This window comes from Thiocapsa bogorovii, assembly GCF_021228795.1.
In the GTDB taxonomy this organism is placed as follows: domain Bacteria; phylum Pseudomonadota; class Gammaproteobacteria; order Chromatiales; family Chromatiaceae; genus Thiocapsa; species Thiocapsa bogorovii.
Window position 1 is genome coordinate 1,180,036 of the sequence record NZ_CP089309.1, and the last position, 16,192, is coordinate 1,196,227.

At 66.0% G+C, this 16,192-nt stretch carries 11 protein-coding genes; 1 reads left to right on the forward strand and 10 read right to left on the reverse strand.

Annotation, left to right across the window (positions count from 1 at the left end; all coding sequences use genetic code 11):
• The 6 genes from soxY to recC all read right to left on the reverse strand — a co-directional run bounded on the left by soxY (position 1) and on the right by recC (position 12,455).
• On the reverse strand, positions 1 to 465 hold the full coding sequence (gene soxY, locus LT988_RS05335; RefSeq protein ID WP_232409191.1) for a thiosulfate oxidation carrier protein SoxY: 465 nt from the start codon (positions 463 to 465) through the stop codon (positions 1 to 3).
• Positions 466 to 506: 41 nt separating this feature from the next.
• On the reverse strand, positions 507 to 842 hold the full coding sequence (locus LT988_RS05340; RefSeq protein ID WP_232409192.1) for a hypothetical protein: 336 nt from the start codon (positions 840 to 842) through the stop codon (positions 507 to 509).
• A gap of 516 nt (positions 843 to 1,358) precedes the next feature.
• Positions 1,359 to 2,726, reverse strand: a complete 1,368-nt coding sequence (locus LT988_RS05345; protein ID WP_232409193.1) for a glycoside hydrolase 100 family protein — start codon at positions 2,724 to 2,726, stop codon at positions 1,359 to 1,361.
• A gap of 11 nt (positions 2,727 to 2,737) precedes the next feature.
• Entirely contained in the window at positions 2,738 to 4,819 is a 2,082-nt protein-coding gene (recD, locus tag LT988_RS05350) for an exodeoxyribonuclease V subunit alpha (protein WP_408648049.1), read from the reverse strand.
• 44 nt (positions 4,820 to 4,863) lie between these two features.
• The gene (gene recB, locus LT988_RS05355) at positions 4,864 to 8,820 is read right to left on the reverse strand and encodes an exodeoxyribonuclease V subunit beta (protein ID WP_232409194.1); all 3,957 of its coding nucleotides are present in this window, start codon (positions 8,818 to 8,820) and stop codon (positions 4,864 to 4,866) included.
• A complete protein-coding gene (recC, locus tag LT988_RS05360; protein ID WP_232409195.1) occupies positions 8,817 to 12,455 on the reverse strand; it encodes an exodeoxyribonuclease V subunit gamma in 3,639 nt (1,212 codons plus the stop codon). The genes recB and recC overlap by 4 nt, the downstream gene beginning before the upstream one ends.
• A gap of 314 nt (positions 12,456 to 12,769) precedes the next feature.
• On the opposite strand from recC, the gene LT988_RS05365 reads away from it, so the two are divergent.
• Entirely contained in the window at positions 12,770 to 13,117 is a 348-nt protein-coding gene (locus LT988_RS05365; RefSeq protein ID WP_232409196.1) for an FUN14 domain-containing protein, read from the forward strand.
• A gap of 141 nt (positions 13,118 to 13,258) precedes the next feature.
• Here the strand turns inward: LT988_RS05365 and LT988_RS05370 are convergent, their stop codons facing one another.
• From LT988_RS05370 to LT988_RS05385, 4 genes are all read right to left on the reverse strand, one after another.
• Positions 13,259 to 14,017, reverse strand: coding sequence for an ABC transporter ATP-binding protein (locus LT988_RS05370; RefSeq protein WP_232409197.1), 759 nt, complete (start codon positions 14,015 to 14,017; stop codon positions 13,259 to 13,261).
• A 194-nt stretch (positions 14,018 to 14,211) separates the two neighbouring features.
• The gene (locus LT988_RS05375) at positions 14,212 to 14,772 is read right to left on the reverse strand and encodes a DUF2796 domain-containing protein (RefSeq protein WP_232409198.1); all 561 of its coding nucleotides are present in this window, start codon (positions 14,770 to 14,772) and stop codon (positions 14,212 to 14,214) included.
• 102 nt (positions 14,773 to 14,874) lie between these two features.
• The gene (locus tag LT988_RS05380) at positions 14,875 to 15,327 is read right to left on the reverse strand and encodes a transcriptional repressor (protein WP_232409199.1); all 453 of its coding nucleotides are present in this window, start codon (positions 15,325 to 15,327) and stop codon (positions 14,875 to 14,877) included.
• A 4-nt stretch (positions 15,328 to 15,331) separates the two neighbouring features.
• Positions 15,332 to 16,192, reverse strand: coding sequence for a metal ABC transporter permease (locus LT988_RS05385; RefSeq protein WP_232409200.1), 861 nt, complete (start codon positions 16,190 to 16,192; stop codon positions 15,332 to 15,334).

Here is a 16,192-nt window from a genome sequence, read left to right on the forward strand (position 1 = left end):
CTATCCGCCACATCCGCCCGCGGTGACTTTGACGGCCCGCGTGGCTCGATAGAGTTTTCCGTCGGACTCGACCAGCGCGATGAGAGTGGCGCTCTGGCCCATCTTGACTCGAACCGATAGGGTGGGCTCGACATCAGGCGTGAATCGAGCCCGCGCCAACAAGGGGAATGGATTGCCGTCGGAAAGCAATGTCAGGGTCTTCGGATCGGGGAGATCGATCACGACCTGAACCGGAACCACGCGGCCGTTCTCGGCGATGTCCGGCGCGGTTACGGCAATCCGATCCGTATCCTCGACGGGAGTATCGGCAAAAAGCAGCTTTTCGGTCTCGGCGAGGTCCTCGAGGTAAAAGGCGGCCTTCGGCCAAGCCGCCATGACCGCTTTGGGTTGCAGACCGATCGCGGTCATGGCGACCAAGGGGGCGGTCGCCAGACCGCCTGTGATCAGGTTTCGTCGTTGCATCATGGCCCCTGTCGAGCTGGGTAAGATCGGGGATTCGGCCTGGTTCAGCAGCCATCGTCCTCCGTTTCGAACACACCGGTTTCCGGGTCTTTTACAAGCGCGCCGGTGTCTTCCGTCTTCCGGGTCCGGATGAACATCATTGACTCGACACGATCGAATTCCTCGTCCATTGCGCGCCGCACGTCGATGTCGCGCAACCCTTCGTAGATATAGATCCGTCCGCTGGACTCGGCCGCGAGCTCGGTCTCGGTCGGATCAAAGAGGCGTCGTAGCTCGATCTCGGACACGTCTACCGCGGCGCCCGTCATGGGCGCGAGGCAACAGATTCCGAGGAGTGAATGAACCAGCGCGCGGGCGCTGATCAAGTCGGTTCGCTTCATGGCAATCGGCTCCCATTGGTTCGATCGGCCTCGACACGGAACGAGTCCGTGATCTTGGCCCATACCCAATGCGGGCGCGTGCAGCGTTGTCGTTTTCGTTTTAGTGCCGAGTAGGCGCTCGCTTCGAATCCGGGCGCGTTCCGGGGTGGTACTGTGGCGTCCGGAGTCGATTCAGATGCTTCAAGGGGATCCGGCAGTCGCCCTTTCGTGACGATCTTGGTCGACTGCCGGATCTTGTTTCAATGACCCGAATCGATGGCCCCGTTCAGTGCCCTTCGAACTAAAGGCTAGTACGTTTCTCGGACTTTTGGCGTGAATATGCCACATCGCCACGGTGATGGGTGTCACGTGTCTACGCGGAGGCGCCAACGTCAGGCTGGCTCGACGCACCGATTCCCGTGCACCGATTGAATGGAATGGCGAGTGGTTCGGTTTCGACCGATCCCGATCAAGGCCGAGGCGCGTCAGACGCGGTCGGGCCTTCATAGGGGCCCTCGGGTGACTCGCAGCGAGCGCCTAGCCGTCCGAGCCTTGGGGGAAAACTTGGAGCAGTCGCTTGTCTTTCAGGAGTTTCTGCGCAAAGAGATAGCCGGCAGCCGTCCAGACTTGCCCGATGTTGGCGCGCTGCCCGATCGCGCTACCCTGCCGCCCATCGTAATATTCGGGCCATCGGTCCTTCAATAAGGTGGGTCCGGCGGTGTCCAGTGCCCGCCGTGCCAAGTCCTCGCGGCCGGTCTTCAGAGCGGCCGCGACGAAGGCCCACAGCAATACCGGCCAGTTGCCTCCATTGTGGTAGGACCAGGGCACGTTCTTCGGGTCGCTTCCGGTGACGAGCATCCATTCATTGCCGCTCACCGGCGGGTAGACGAGCTTGCACGGCATCTCGCCGATGAGATCGGCCCAACGGTCGCTGTACAGGTACATGATGCTTGACGCCTCGTCCTGCGTCGTGATTCCGAACAGGATGCTGAGCAGGTTCCCCAAGGCGAAGAAGCGGAAATCCATCCGTCCCGGTCCGAGATTGCCGACGAGATATCCGGCCCTTTCGGGAAGCCATTCCGCCACCCATTCCGGGATCGAATCCGGATAGATATTGAACATGTTTACACTGCTCGAACCGTATTGTTCCGTGTCATAACCGCAGATGGTTTCGAGCTGATTCCTGTCCATCCAGTAGAAGAGTCGCAAATAGCTGCGCAGCGCGGTCGAGCGTTCGGTCGCCAGTTCCATCCGGGCCCGGTTTTCGGGGCAAACCTCCAGGAGATCGAGCGCAGTGATCATCATCGCGTAGAAGAGCGCCTGAATCTCGAGCGGGTGCCCGTAAACACCCATGCGACGGTCGATCATGCAGCATCCGTCCGGTACCAAGAGGGTTGGAAAGACCTCGAACCCCTCTCGTAAGCTCAAATCCAGGATGCCGCATAGCGCTCGCTGCACCGGCACTTCTTGCGCGAGCGCCCGGTCGCCGCTGAGGCGCTGATAGATGCCGAGAAGGATCACCCACCACATCATGGCATCCACGGGAGCGACGCGTCCGATAGCCTGATCGCCGAAATCGGCACGGATCGATTCGCCGGTTTCCGAGTCATGCACGACCCGGAAGCTAGCCGGCAGTATCGCCGGCTCGAGCTCGTGTCCTTGGATACAGATGTGCTGGCCGCGCAGCTCAAGCACCGCCAGGAGAAAATTCCGCACGATCCGATCGTTGCCGTCCGCCATGAAGACAAGTGCGGAGGGAATGAAGTCCCGAATGAAACAGTCGTGGTAGTTCACGGTCACGGCGTCGTCAGGATCCATCGCGGCGACCGTTCCGATCGGCTCGCCGCGGTAGGTCATGACCGAGGTGCTCAAGAGCTCGATGGCGGACTCGATGGCTTCGTTCATGGTTGGTGCATTCACCCCATCAACCCGCTCGCCCGCAACACCCGCCGCCGCACCGCTTGTTCCAGCAACTGATCCCGTCCCGGCTGCACCAAGGTCAGGTGGGCGCGTGCGCGAGTGATGCCGGTGTAGAGCAGCTCACGCGTGAGGATAGGACTAAGGGTCTCGGGCAAGACCAGTGCGGCGTGCGTGAATTCAGAGCCTTGGGATTTGTGGACGGTGAGCGCGTAGACGGTCTCGACCGCTTGGAGGCGGCTGGGGAGGATCCATTTGATGCGGCCTTCGCCGTCACCGGCGGGGAATGCGACGCGCAGCATCCCGTCCCGATCGCCGGGTGTAGGGCGAATCAAGGTGATGCCGATGTCGCCGTTCATGAGCCCTAGGCCGTAATCGTTACGTGTGATCAGGACGGGGCGCCCGAGATACCAGCCGCTGCTCGCCGGGATCAGCCCCGCGTCGTGCAGCAGGCCGGCGATTCGCTGGTTGAGTCCCTCGACGCCCCAGGGTCCACGGCGCAGTGCGCAGAGGCATTGGAACCGGCCATGAGCCTCGAGGACCGCGCGCGCCCAGGCATCGTATGCGGACGCTTCGGCGTCGCGGGAGGGTTGGCCTTCCCGCAAGGTGTCGAGATAGTGGCGGTAGCCTTGTGGCGACGGGCCGGCCTCGGTCTGTGCTTTCCGCGCTCCGCCGCCGGGCTGCGGATCGGCCGGCAAGATCGCCGTCCCGTCGATGATCAGCGACCGGAAGGCCACATCCTCGGTGCCTCGGAGCGCAACGAGGGCGAGGTCGGAATGACCGCGTACCCAGATCTCGCGGACCTGTACGGGATCGCCTGCGTTGACCGCCTCGGCGAGTTGGCCGATGCCGCTGTCGGCCGAGAAGCGGTGGCTGTGCCGAAGCATGACGATGGACTGATCGAGCGCCGTGCCCGCGGAATCGACGAGGTCCGATGGGATGCGCTCGCCGGTCGCGCACTCCAGCCAATCGTGGGTGCCGGGGGTGTAGTGGCCTTCGCGGGCCCGCCCGCAGAGCTCCCCGAGCACGGCGCCGGCCTCGACCGAGGCGAGCTGGTCTTTGTCGCCGAGCAGGATGAGACGCGCGTTCGCAGGCAGGGCATCGAGGACGGCGGCCATCATCTCCAGATCGACCATGGATGCCTCGTCGATGACCAGGACATCGAGCGCCAGCGGGTTGCCGGCATTGTGGCGCAGCCGGCGGCTGTCCGGGCGACTGCCGAGCAGGCGGTGGAGCGTGCTCACGTTGACGGGGATGGCGGCGCGCACGGCCTCGCCGTGATCGAGCTCGGCGAGCGGCAGACCGGCGACCGCGGCGGCGATGGATGCGTTGAGACGTGCGGCGGCCTTGCCCGTGGGCGCCGCCAGACGGATGCGCAGGGCGCGCTGCAGCCGTCCGGGTACCGACTGGTCCGGCGCCGACTCGACGAGCGCAAGGGCTTGCAGCAGTGCCAGCAGCCGGACCACGGTCGTGGTCTTCCCGGTGCCGGGACCGCCGGTGATGATGCTGAAGGCGCTGCGTGCGGCAAGCGCGCAGGCGAGTTTTTGCCAATCGGTCGTCTCGCCGGGTATCGAGGCGGGCGGGAAGAGACGCTCGAGCACCGGGCGCATGGCCGCGATCGGCAGTGCGGCCTGAAGGGCTTCGGAGCGCGCCGCGCGGTCATCGATGCCCGCGCGCACGGCCTGCTCGTATCGCCAGTAACGGCGCAGATAGAGCCGCGGACCGACCAGGACCAGAGGCGTGTCGCCGACGCCGTCGCCAACCAGATCGGGATGGGCGAGCGCCGCCTGCCAGTCTTGCAAGGTCAGTCCCTCCAGCACCTCGGCGGGGTGCGGCGGGATGTCGGTCTCCGCGGTGTCGGTACCCTCGGGGGGCAGCGACAGAGCAAAGGTCGGATCCTTCAGCGTGGCCTGAAGATCGAGACAGGCGTGGCCGCGACCGAGCTGATGGCTCGCGAGCGCCGCACCGAGAATCAGCAACGGCGGCGCATCCGGCACCTCCCGACGGAGAAAATCGGCGAAGGCGACATCGAGCGCGCGCAGCCAGTCGTGCTCGGCCCAGCGGACGAGGAGTGTTTCCATGGGCGGCCGCTCAGCCGTTGCGGCTCGCATGTCCCGGTGCGCGTTCATGCGCATGCGCCCTCCTCCACCCTGCGCGCAAAGCAGCGATCCAACGCCTCGATCAGCTCGCGCGGCGGGCGCTCGGCGTGCAGGCCCCGGCTCGACGACTCGATGCCGCGCAGGAAGAGATAGACGGCGCCGCCGACGTGGCGGTCGTAGTCGTAGTCCGGCAAGCGCGCCTTCAGCAGCCGATGCAGTGCGAAGAGATAGAGGACGTACTGCAGCTCGTAGCGCGCGTGCAGGATCTCGGCGCGCATGGCCTCGGGGGTGTAGGCGGCGGCGTCCGGGCCGAGCCAATTGGATTTGTAGTCGGCCACGTAATAGCGACCTTCGTGCTCGAAGACCAGGTCCATGAAGCCCTTGAACATGCCGTTGACATGGGCGGGTTGGAGCGCCGGACGGGGCTCGCGGTCGAGGGTATAGGCACAGACCAGGCGGTCGATCTCGCGGGTATCGGCACGGTGTGCGGCGAGCCAGAACTCCATCTCGGGTACGGCGCCCGTCAGGTCGACGAGACGAAAGGCGGTCGCCGGCAGCGCGCCCATGGCGGGCACCGGCAACCGCGTCGCCAGGGAGGACCCCAGCCAGGTCGTGAGCGGATCGATCCACTGGGACCAACCGCGCACCTGACAGCGTCGGGCGATGGTGTCGCGCAGTCGCACCGGATCGGCGGCGGTCTCGGCGAAACCCGGATTGGCAGCCCATTCGAGTAAATCGTGAAGAAAGGTGCCCGCCTCCGGCCCGCGCGGGAAGGCGTGAATGGAGCCAGCTGCGGGTGCTCGGTCGCTTGCATCCGTGCCCGACATCGAGGGGGACAGCTCGGTGCCGGGCGCAGCGGCTTGCTCGACCTGCATCTCCCGGAACCGATCCTCCGTCGGCGTCGCGGCCGGTATCTGACCCGCCGCCCGGGCCGACGTCGCGACGTACGCGGTGTCGTCGCCGGCGACGGTGCGCAGCGCCGAATAGCTGGCGATCCACCAGGGCTCGTCTACGACGGGGACCGAGGTCCTCGCGGGCCCGAGGCGGCGTGCCGGACCCGCCGGGACGAAGTGCTCTCGGGATGCATCCGGTGAGGCATCGGGTGAAGGTTCGGGTGCCTCGATCACGGCGATCGACGCACAGTCCCCGCGCAGGTCCTCGAGTGCCTGCGCCAGGCCATCGGGCGCCAGCGCAGCGTCGCCGCCCAGCAGATACCCGAAGGCGCCGCGCTCAAGATCGGCCAGCGGCGCGAGACCCACCCAAGTGGCATGGCGGGCACGGGTCAGGGCGACATAGAGCTTGCGCAGATCCTCGCCCAGACGCTCGCGATCGGCCCGTTTCAGGATCTCGTCGTCGGCGCAGAGGCCGAGCTGCAGCCGGCCCTGCGCGTCGTGCCACTTGAGCGGAAGGTCGTCTCTCTTGGTCTGTCGATAATCGGCGGCGAAGGGCAGAAAAACCAAGGGATACTCAAGTCCCTTGGATTTGTGGACCGTCACCACCTGCACCAGATCGGCGTCGCTTTCCAGACGGATTTGGCGCGCATCGCCATTCGCGCCGCGGTCCGCATCTCGGCACTGCTCGGCGAGATGGCGGATCAGCGCATGCTCGCCGTCGAGCAGGACGCTGGCCTGTTGCAGCAGCTCGGCAAGATGGAGCAGATCGGTGAGGATGCGCTCCCCTTCGAACCCCGAGCCCGGCCCCGGCATCGACTCGGATGCGAGCAGCCGCGCGGGGAGGTCGAAGTCGTTGAGCAGGCGACGCAGCATCGGCAGGACCCCTTGCCGGCGCCAGGCGTCGCGATAGGCGCGGAACTGGAGCACGCGCGACTCCCAGGCGAGCTCGTCGTGATTGAGACGGTCGAGCTCCGGCCAACTCAAGCCGAGCGTGGCGGTGGCGAGCGCGGCGCGCAGCAGGCGCGCGTCGTCGGGCTCGGCACAGGCGGCCAGCCAGTGTTGCAGCTCGCCGGCCTGCGGGCTTTGGTAGACGGAGTCCCGATCGGAGAGATAGACGCTGCGCACACCGCGTTGCGCCAGTGCACGGCGGATAATCGCCGCTTCGGCGCACGTGTTGACCAGCACGGCCAGATCAGCAGGGCGCAGGGCCTTGGGCGCGCCATCGCCGACGAAGGCCGCCTGCCCGGTCTGCCCCAGATTGAGCAGACGCACCATCTCCGAGGCACAGACCTCGGCGATCCGAGTGCGATAGGCGTCCTTGCTCAACGCCTTGCCGGCCTCGTTGGGCGGCAGCCAGCAGGCGGTGAGCGCCGGCACCGGTTGGCCGTCGACCTGCAGCGCGTCCTTGCGCCCTTGCGCGTCCGCCGTGATAAAGGGCACCGGATTGTCGGTCCCGGTCCCGGTGTCTGTTTCGGTCTCGGTGCGGAACAGGAACGCGCCGGCTCCGCTCGCTCGGGTCTCGGCCACCTCGAAGCTGCGATTGGTGGCAGCGACCATCTCGGGCGTGGAGCGGTAGTTTCGCTTCAGGGTGTAGAGACGGCCCGCGAAGTCTCGGCGGGCGGCGAGATAGGTGTAGATATCCGCGCCGCGGAAGGCATAGATCGCCTGCTTGGGGTCGCCGATGAGGATGAGCGCGGTCGTGGGGTCGTTCGCCGCGACGCGGTAGACGGCATCGAAGATGCGGTACTGCACCGGGTCGGTGTCCTGAAACTCGTCGATCAGGGCAACCGGGAACTGGCGGCGGATGATCTCGGCCAGGCGCTCGCCGTTGGGTCCCTGCAGGGCGGCATCGAGCCGGGTCAGCAGGTCGCTGAAGCCCATCTGGGCGCGGCGGGTTTGCTCGGCGGAGAAGCGGTCCGCGACCCAGCGCGCTGCGTGGCGCAGGAGCGCGGAGCGTGGCGTGGGTAGATCGGCCAGGTCAGCAGGGAGGCAGGCGATGGCCTCAAGTGCGGGATGACCGGGCGGATCACCCGATTTCAATGCATCGGCTAGACCCGCGGGCGTAAGACGCTCCCAGCCTTTCCCCAGATCGAGCGACTCGGCGACGTGGTCGGCGGCCCATCCGCGTAGCGCGGTCAACCAGGGTTGATAGTAATGCGCCCGCAGTTTGCGTCCATCGACGCACTTGTCGGTAACGGCCTCATTGAGAAGCGCCTCAAGCTCGTCCGCCCAGCTCACCCAAGGTGCCTTGAGCTCGGCGAGACGGTCCGCCTTCTCCTTGCGGACAGCCTTGAGCGCGATGGCCGGCTCCGCTGCGGGGTCGAGCCGATCGGCATGTTCCACGAGCGGTCGGATGGCCCCTTGCAGCGCCTCCGGACCGGACCACCACCGACGCACCTCGGCGACCGACTCGGCGTCGAGCGGGACCATGAAGGTCCGCCAATAGTCGCGCACCACCTCGGCGAGCAGCTCGCTCTGATCGGATTCCAGGGTTTGGGTGAAGTGACTGTCGCTGTCGAAGGCGTGCTCGCGAAGCATCCGATTGCACCAGCCGTGGATGGTCGAGACGGCGGCCTCGTCCATCCACTCGGAGGCGAGCTGCAGCTTGCGCGCGCAGGCCGGCCAGTGCTCGGGCGGGTATTCCGCACGCAGGTCGTGCAGCGGATCCTCGCCCGGAGGGCGTGCGGCGATGCCGTCCGACTCCGCGCGGAAGGCATTCGCCGCCTCGGCGAGACGGACGCGGATGCGGTCGCGCAGCTCGCGCGTGGCGGCATCGGTGAAGGTGACCACCAGGATTTCGGGCGGGGTAAAGGCGCGCGGTGCGATGTCCTGTGCAGCTTGGGGCGCGGCATCCGGTATGTCGTACGGCGCGACGTGACCGAGCACCAAGCGGACATAGAGTGTCGCGATGGTGAAGGTCTTGCCGGTGCCTGCACTGGCCTCGATCAGCCGGCTTCCGCAGAGCGGGAAGCGCAGCGGATCCAGTGAATCGGAGCCTGTGGGTCGGGCTTCAGCCCGACGAGAGACCGCTGCGATATCCGCCTGATCGGAAATCTCGGTCGCTGTTGTTCGGCCATTCGCGGGGCTCATGCGGCGGCTCCGGTCGCTTGCGGTGCCGAGGGCCGGTCCGGCTTCTTTTTGTCATCGGCGTAGATCGCGGTGTAGAGCGGGCGCAGCAGGCTCTCGGCCAGCTGGGCGAATTCACCGCTCGCGAAGAGTGCGTCGAAGTCCGGATAAGCGCGCGAGAGATAGGGATCGGTCGCGACCTCGCCCGTACGCATGTAGCCACCCTCGTAGGTCGCTCGGGCCTTCGACGTGTCGCCAGCTTTGAGCCACTCGAGCGCGGTCTTCGCGGCCAGCGGGAGCGGACGGCACATGCCCTCCTGCCAGGCCGCCAGCAGGGCGGTCAGGTGCGCCCTCGCATGCTCGACAGGCAGTGGCTTGAGCTCGACATCGCCGGCCTTGCTGAGGACCAGGGTCGTGAGGGGGCCGCCGGCCAGATGCAGGGCCAGATGCGCGATCCAGTGACGGATGAGCTTCTCGCCGCGGTAGTGGTTGTTCTTGACTAGGTCGCTCGCCTCGATGAGCACCCGTCCACGCAGGCCCTCGGCATCGGTGCGAATGCCGCCGACCCAATCCGCCAGCTCGGGCATGGGCTGCGGGAGATCGGCTTGAAACCGGATCTCTTCTTCGTCCTCGAGAGGGTGCGGCCAGCGGATGACTGCCTCTTGATAGCATGCGAAGAGATCGTCCATCGGTTCAACCAGGTCCGCGGCGACGGCCTCGCCGAAGGCACCCGGGGCAAGATCACCGCGACGGCGAATCCGGTCGAGACGGCTCACGCGCGCCGGGGCGATCGGCTCGCCGTGCGCCAGCGCCTGCTCCTGGACCCGGATCAGCTCGTCTTGCAGCTGCCACCGTGCAAGCGGCTCGAGGGTGAAGGGTTCTTGGTCCTCGCCCGTCGGATCGTCGGACTCGAAGAGGACGCCGAGCCGCTGGCGAAAGAAGGCCTTCACCGGTGATTTGACGAGATCGACGAGATCACGGAGCGTAAGCGGCTCGTCGCGGGGCAGCGGCGGCAATGTGGACTCCGTTGCTTGCGGCGCGGCATCCGGGCGATGGAGCCGAGCTGCATCGAGTGGGCGCCACTCGCGGGCATAGGTGAAAAACCGGGTCCTGATTGGATCGGGCGCGAAATACTCGGGGCTGAAGGGCTGGAGCGGATGCTCAAGTGTGAGTGCGTTCAAGAGGGCCTGACCCGGATCGATCGAGCGCGTCTCCTCCGAGATCGCCGTTTCGAGCGCCATCCGCCAGCCCGCGGCGAGGTGATCGCGCAGCTGTGCGACCAACACGGAGGGCGGTCGCACCGCGTTGTCGGTGATGCTGTGCCCGACCCAGGAGATGTGCAGATGGTCCCGCGCCGAGAGCAGGGCTTCGAGAAAGAGATAGCGATCGTCCTCGCGCCGCGAGCGGTCGCCGGGCCGATAATCCCGACCCATGAGGTCGAAGTCCATCGGGATTCGGGTGCGCGGGTAATCGCCGTCGTTCATGCCGAGCAGGCAGACATGCCGGAAAGGAATAGCCCGCATCGGCATGAGGGTCGCGAAGGTGACCGCGCCGGCGAAAAAGCGTTGGGACAGGCCGCCGTCGTCGAGCTGTGACAGCCAGTACTCGCCGACGACCGACAGTGGAAGCTGCTCGGCAAGGGCGGCCTCGTCGCAGGCCTCTTGCCAGCCTTGCAGGACGTGGTCGAGCTGCATGAGGGTGAAGGCCTCGCCGCTGTCGGCGGCGTCGAAGAAATCCGCCATCAGGGCGCGCAGACGCGTGCACCAGTCGGCGACGGTCGCGGGCTCGCGCAGGGTTCGCCAAGTGGCGTTGAGGCGCTCGATCAATTGAACGAGCGGACCGAGCAGGGCCGCATCGAGACCGCCGATCTCGTCGAACGGCTCGATCCCCTGCCATGCCCCCTCGTCGTCGCCGGCGCCGACCGCATAGCCGAGCAGCATCCGGCGCAGACCGAACAGCCAGGTGTGTCGAGCATGCGCATCGAGCTGAGTCGGCAGATCCAGGCTCGCGCGCTGCTCGGCATGTAGACCCCAGCGGATGTTGGCCCCGCGGATCCAGCGGTGGAGCCGCGGGAGGTCGGTCTCGGCAACGCCGAAACGCCGGCGCAGGGCCGGGGCTTCGAGCAGATCGAGAACGTCGCTGACCGCAAGGCGCGATCGAGGCAACTCGAGTAGCTTTTCCAGTGCCGCAATCAAGGGCTCGGTCGCACGCTGACCCCGATCCGCGACGCTGTAGGGGATGTAGCGTGGATCGTCGCGATCGATTAGACCGAACACCGCCTGGATGTGCGGCGCATAGGTGTCGATATCCGGCACCATGACGATGATGTCGCGCGGGGTCAGGGTCGCATCGGCATTGAAGGCCGCGAGCAGGACGTCGTGGAGGATCTCGACCTCGCGCTGGGGACTGTGGGCGATATGGAAGCGGATCGAGTCATCGCCCGTGGAAGGCACCTCCAGCCAACGCGTGCGGGTCTCGGCGAGCGGGCGCAGATCGCGGATATCGTCCTGGAGCTGCTCGAGCAGTGAGCCGGTCTCTCCCGAGGCGTCGAACAGATCGATCCTCTGGCCGATGGCATTGAAGCGCCCGAGATAGCGCACTCGAGCCGCCTCGTCGTCGTACTCGTCGAGCAAGCCGATGAAGTCGCGTCCTTGCTTCCCCCACGCCGCGAGCAACGGGTGGGCGTGCAGGTGCATGCGCTCCTCGGAGAGGTCCGCAGGCATGCCGTCGCGGCGACGCTGGCGGGTACGCTCGGCGCGCAGCAGATCCTTGTCGGCAACGATGTCTGCCCAGTAGTGCTCGCAGGGGTTGTGGACGCACATGAGGACCTGGGTCCAGCGCGCCATCCCGGCCAGAACCTCCAACGACTGACGCGGCAGACTGGAGATCCCGAAGACCATGACCCGACGCGGCAGACCGTGCGGGTGCACGCCTTCCGGCCAGTCGGATACGCGGCGCAGGAAGGATTCGTGGACGCCTGCGCGACCGACCCCGGCGCCCTGCCCACGCCCGTCGCCCTCTTCCTTGACATCCGCCAACAGGGCACGCCAGAGTCCCGACTGCCAGCGCTGCTCGTCCGGAAGGGGGACGCGACCCCCGCGTGCCTCGATCAACAGGTCTTCGCCGCCGGCCCAGGCGGCTAGCCAGTCGGCGCGGTAGACCTGATACTGGTCATAGAGATCGGCCAGACGCTCTGCAAGCTGAAAGCGTTTGCGCAGATCGGTATCCGTCTGGAGGAAGCGCCGCAGTGGAGCGTATTCAGACCGAGCCAACAGCTCGGGCAGGAGCCGCATCAGGCGCCAGACCAGACGCGACTTGTCGAAGGGCGAGATCTCCGGGACCGCATCGGCGCCGAGCACCGCCCGGTAGACACGCCAGAGAAAGCGCGCCGGCAGCGAGATCTCGAGTGCCGCGGCGATCCCGAGTCCCCGGTCGCCGGCGGCGAGGCCCCCCGAGCCCGGATCGGCATCAGCGGCGAGCGCAAGCTTCAGCCACTGCGCGATGCCGTTGCTCTGGACCAGAACGATCTCATTCTCGAGCGGGGCCAACGGATACCGCGCCATCCATGCCACCAGAAGATCGCGAAGATCTTCCGGGCGGTTGCCGTGGACAAGCATCAGGCCGGGCGTCAGGGCGCTTGTGGTCACGTCGAGCTCCATGCAACGGTGAACAGCGTGCATTGTGCGCGAAGGACGACGGGAGCGCACCCGCCTGCCGCATCGAGGGCGGTCAGGCCCAATGCGGCCCCCGCGGACCCGGGGCGCGCTCTGGGCCGAAAAATTCGCGTGTGCTCGGTATACACTAGCGGAACAGTGCAGAGGTTCCCAGGACGTTGTCGTTGTCGTTGTCGTTGTCGTCATGGAGAATCGATACGACAACAAACGGTCTCGACTCATCTGCCGTGCGGCAATAGCGCCTCGCCGACGCACGCCGACCCGACCTTCTTCCTTCCGCCTCGTTGCCGACGGACCCGATGGATCATCTCGCAGTAGACACCGCACCGCCGGACGCCGCCGGTCTCTTCAACGAGACCTTCTTCCTGAAGCTCGGGTTCTCCTTCATGGTCGGGCTGGCGCTCGGGTTCGCGCTGAAGGTCGCCTTCAAGCTGATGCTGCTTCTCGCCGGGCTTCTCCTGCTCGGGGTCTTTGCCTTGCAGTATGTCGGCATCCTGGACGTGAACTGGTCCGGGCTCGAGATCCACTACAACGGCTGGGTCGACTGGCTCGGGGTCAATGCAGGCGCATTCTTCGACTTCATCGGCGGAAACCTGACGAGTGCGGCATCCTTTACGACCGGCGTGGTCATGGGCCTCAAGCTCTAGCGATGTAGGGTGTGGTGACGAAGGAACCGCACCGATGTGCGGCCCGGTCGTCGCACGGTGCGGTTCCTACCTCACTGCACCCTACCCGTGAGCGGACAGGCTTGGTGACGGGCCCCAAGCCCAACCCGAGGCTCGGATCGCTCAGTCGCCGAGCGGCTTCGAGCCAAGGGCGCGATTGATCTCGGCGAGGCGCACCGTTCGATCGAACAAGGGCTCGAGGGCCGCATCGTGACTCACGAAGATCAAGCTCATCCGGGTCTCGGCACATTCCCGAAACAAGAGTCGAATGAAGGCTTCGCGGCGATCCGAATCGAGCGCGGAGGTCGGCTCGTCGGCGATCAGGATCTCGGGAGAGCCCATGAGGGCGCGCGCCGCGGCGACACGTTGCTGCTGCCCCACCGAGAGCTCCGTGACGGACCGCTTCGAGCGCGCGGGCCCGGCCATGTCGAGATGATCGAGCAAACGCAACGCCTCCTCCTCCAGACACCGCACAGAGCGGCCGGCGCCGGCGGCGCGCTCGAGCACGCGCGCGCGACGCAGACGCGAGAAGCGACAGGGCAAGGTCACGTTCTCGACCAGCGATAGATAAGGGATCAGATTGAACATCTGAAAGACATAGCCGACATGGTCGGCCCGGAAATGATCGCGCTTGACGGCGCCCATCTGCTCCATGGGCTGCCCGAGAATGCGCAAACTCCCCTGCTCGGGCTTGACCACTCCGGCCAGCAGACTCAACAGGGTAGTCTTGCCGCTGCCGCTCGGTCCCTCGATGAAGACGCGCTCGCCATGAGCGATCTCGAGGTGGTCGATGGCGAGAACGACCGGCGCCCCGCGTCGCCATCGGAAGGCCAGGTCGCGGATCGCGATGACTGCGGATGAATCGCCGCCTCGGCTGCTCATCCGAAACCGCATCCGACGGAGGCCCTCTCGCCGCCGATTTTGCCCGAACACCGAATCCCGGGAGCCGACGTCGCACGAAAAAGCTTGGCTCTCTGATTAAAAATCTCTTTCACCTAAACCGCGGCAACCCAAGCAGCGTTTGTCGCGCAGCGCTCGCAACCCCTACAGCCGTCCGGCCCAACAGCGGGCGCGGTTTAGAGCGGCACAAAGGTCACGACGGGCGCACGCGGGGTGAGCTCGGCCCCGCCCTGCCCCTCCGCGGTCACGTATTGAAAGAGGACGCGCTCCAGGGCCGGAAAACCGGAGAAGAGGCCGAGCGCGGCCGAACCCAGGGCTTCGGGTCGATCACAAACAAAGCTGTAGCGTACGACGAAGTCTGCGTGCGCGTGCTCCGCCGCGCGGCTTTGCCCGGGCTCGGCAAACGCGGCGTCGATCTCCGCGGTTTCCAGCCGGCAAGCGGCCTCGAGGTTGAGGCGGATCATGGCATCCCCGGCCTCGAGGTTCTCCTTGGCGAGCGCAAGTGTCGCGCGCTCCTCGTCGGTTTGGGGTGCCCGTTCGAACCCGATGAGGCTCGCCGCGGGGCTCGTCAGCTCGATGAGAACCTTGTCGCCCTCGGCGGCAAGGGTCATGTGGGCAATCCCGTGGACATGCGCGCCCTGTCGACGATGTCCGGTGTCGTCGGCCTGGGCACTCGAGACAGCGAGACACATCGTGATCGCCGCAAATGCGACGGCGTGGGTGCGAATTCGATTCATAGTGTCTCCTTGAGAGCCATCAACGGTTCACGAACGCGTTAAACGCGTCCATCGACGCGTTCAGCACTGTCGTTGTCGTTCAACTTGCTTTCGACTCGTGACTCAACGCCCTTTCTGCGTACAACCCGCGCAGGTCCCGATGACTTCCACGACCCGCCGCTGCGGTTGGAAACCGCTCACGCTCGCCGCGCAGCCGAGACTGCGAGCGATCGCCTCGTCCTCGATCTCGGTGACCTCGCCACAGCTGTTGCAGATCAGAAACTGACTCGAGTGCGGATGCTCCGGATGGTTGCAGCCGACGAAGGCGTGCAGGCTCTCGAGCTTATGCACGAGACCCTGCTCGAGAAGAAAGTCGAGTGCGCGATAGACGGTCGGCGGGGCCAGCGTCCGCGAGCCCTCGCGCATGGCATCGAGGATCTCGTAAGCACCCAATGGGCGAGCCGATGCGCACAGGATCGCGAGGACTCGGCGACGCTGGGCGGTGAGCCTTACACCTCGGGCCCGACAGAGGGCATCGGCGCGGTCGAGCACTGTTTTCTCGGATATCGATGCCATCCGTTCATCCTCCCGCTTCGGTCACGAACCCACGTCGCCGCACTCGGCGCCGTGCAAGAAAGCGGCTGAGAACGGCAGAGACGACATAAACGCTCCCGGCCAGCAAGATCATGGTCGGCCCTGCCGGCAGATCCGGCCCGTAGGAAAGCGCTAGGCCCGCGGATGTGAAGAAGCCTCCGAGCAGCGTCGCGATCAGCATCATACCGCCGAGCGAGTGGATGTAATGCCCGGCGATGGCCGCAGGAAGGGTCAGCAGCGCAATCACCAGGATCAGGCCGACGACCTGAATCAGCAGGACCACCGTCACCGCGACCAAACAGAGCAGCAGGAGATAGAAGAAGGCGACGGGCACGCCTCGGAGTCGGGCGAACTCCTCGTCGAAGGTCACGGCGAGCAACTGTCGGTAGAAGAGCATGACCGTGACCAGCAGAACCAGATCCAGGCCGGCCATGAACCAGAGCTCGCGACGCGGAACCAGGAGGATGTTGCCGAACAGAAAGCTCATGAGATCGGTCGTGTAGCCGGGCGTCTTGGCGATGAAGAGGATGCCGATCGCCATGCCGATCGCCCAGAGCGCACCGATCAGGGTGTCCTCCTGGGCATTCCACGCGAGCCGCACCAGACCGATCAGCAGGGCCGAGAGCACGGCGGCGGCGAGCGCGCCGAGCAAGGGATCGAAGCCGAAATAGAGCGCAGCACCCATGCCGCCCAACACCGAATGGGCGATTCCGCCGGCCATGAAGGCGATGCGTTTGACCACCACGAAGGTCCCGATCACGCCGCAGCCGAGGCTGGCGAGGAGTCCTGCAAGCAGGGCAGTTTGCAGGAAGGCGTGTTGGCCGAGTGCCTGAAAAAAGTCCTGCAT

Coding starts and splice junctions, on each gene's coding strand:
- soxY (WP_232409191.1), bottom strand. CDS start 465: ATGATGCAACGACGAAACCTGATCACAGGCGGTCTGGCGACCGCCCCC.
- LT988_RS05340 (WP_232409192.1), bottom strand. CDS start 842: ATGAAGCGAACCGACTTGATCAGCGCCCGCGCGCTGGTTCATTCACTC.
- LT988_RS05345 (WP_232409193.1), bottom strand. CDS start 2,726: ATGAACGAAGCCATCGAGTCCGCCATCGAGCTCTTGAGCACCTCGGTC.
- recD (WP_408648049.1), bottom strand. CDS start 4,819: ATGGAAACACTCCTCGTCCGCTGGGCCGAGCACGACTGGCTGCGCGCG.
- recB (WP_232409194.1), bottom strand. CDS start 8,820: ATGAGCCCCGCGAATGGCCGAACAACAGCGACCGAGATTTCCGATCAG.
- recC (WP_232409195.1), bottom strand. CDS start 12,455: ATGGAGCTCGACGTGACCACAAGCGCCCTGACGCCCGGCCTGATGCTT.
- LT988_RS05365 (WP_232409196.1), top strand. CDS start 12,770: ATGGATCATCTCGCAGTAGACACCGCACCGCCGGACGCCGCCGGTCTC.
- LT988_RS05370 (WP_232409197.1), bottom strand. CDS start 14,017: ATGAGCAGCCGAGGCGGCGATTCATCCGCAGTCATCGCGATCCGCGAC.
- LT988_RS05375 (WP_232409198.1), bottom strand. CDS start 14,772: ATGAATCGAATTCGCACCCACGCCGTCGCATTTGCGGCGATCACGATG.
- LT988_RS05380 (WP_232409199.1), bottom strand. CDS start 15,327: ATGGCATCGATATCCGAGAAAACAGTGCTCGACCGCGCCGATGCCCTC.
- LT988_RS05385 (WP_232409200.1), bottom strand. CDS start 16,192: ATGCAGGACTTTTTTCAGGCACTCGGCCAACACGCCTTCCTGCAAACT.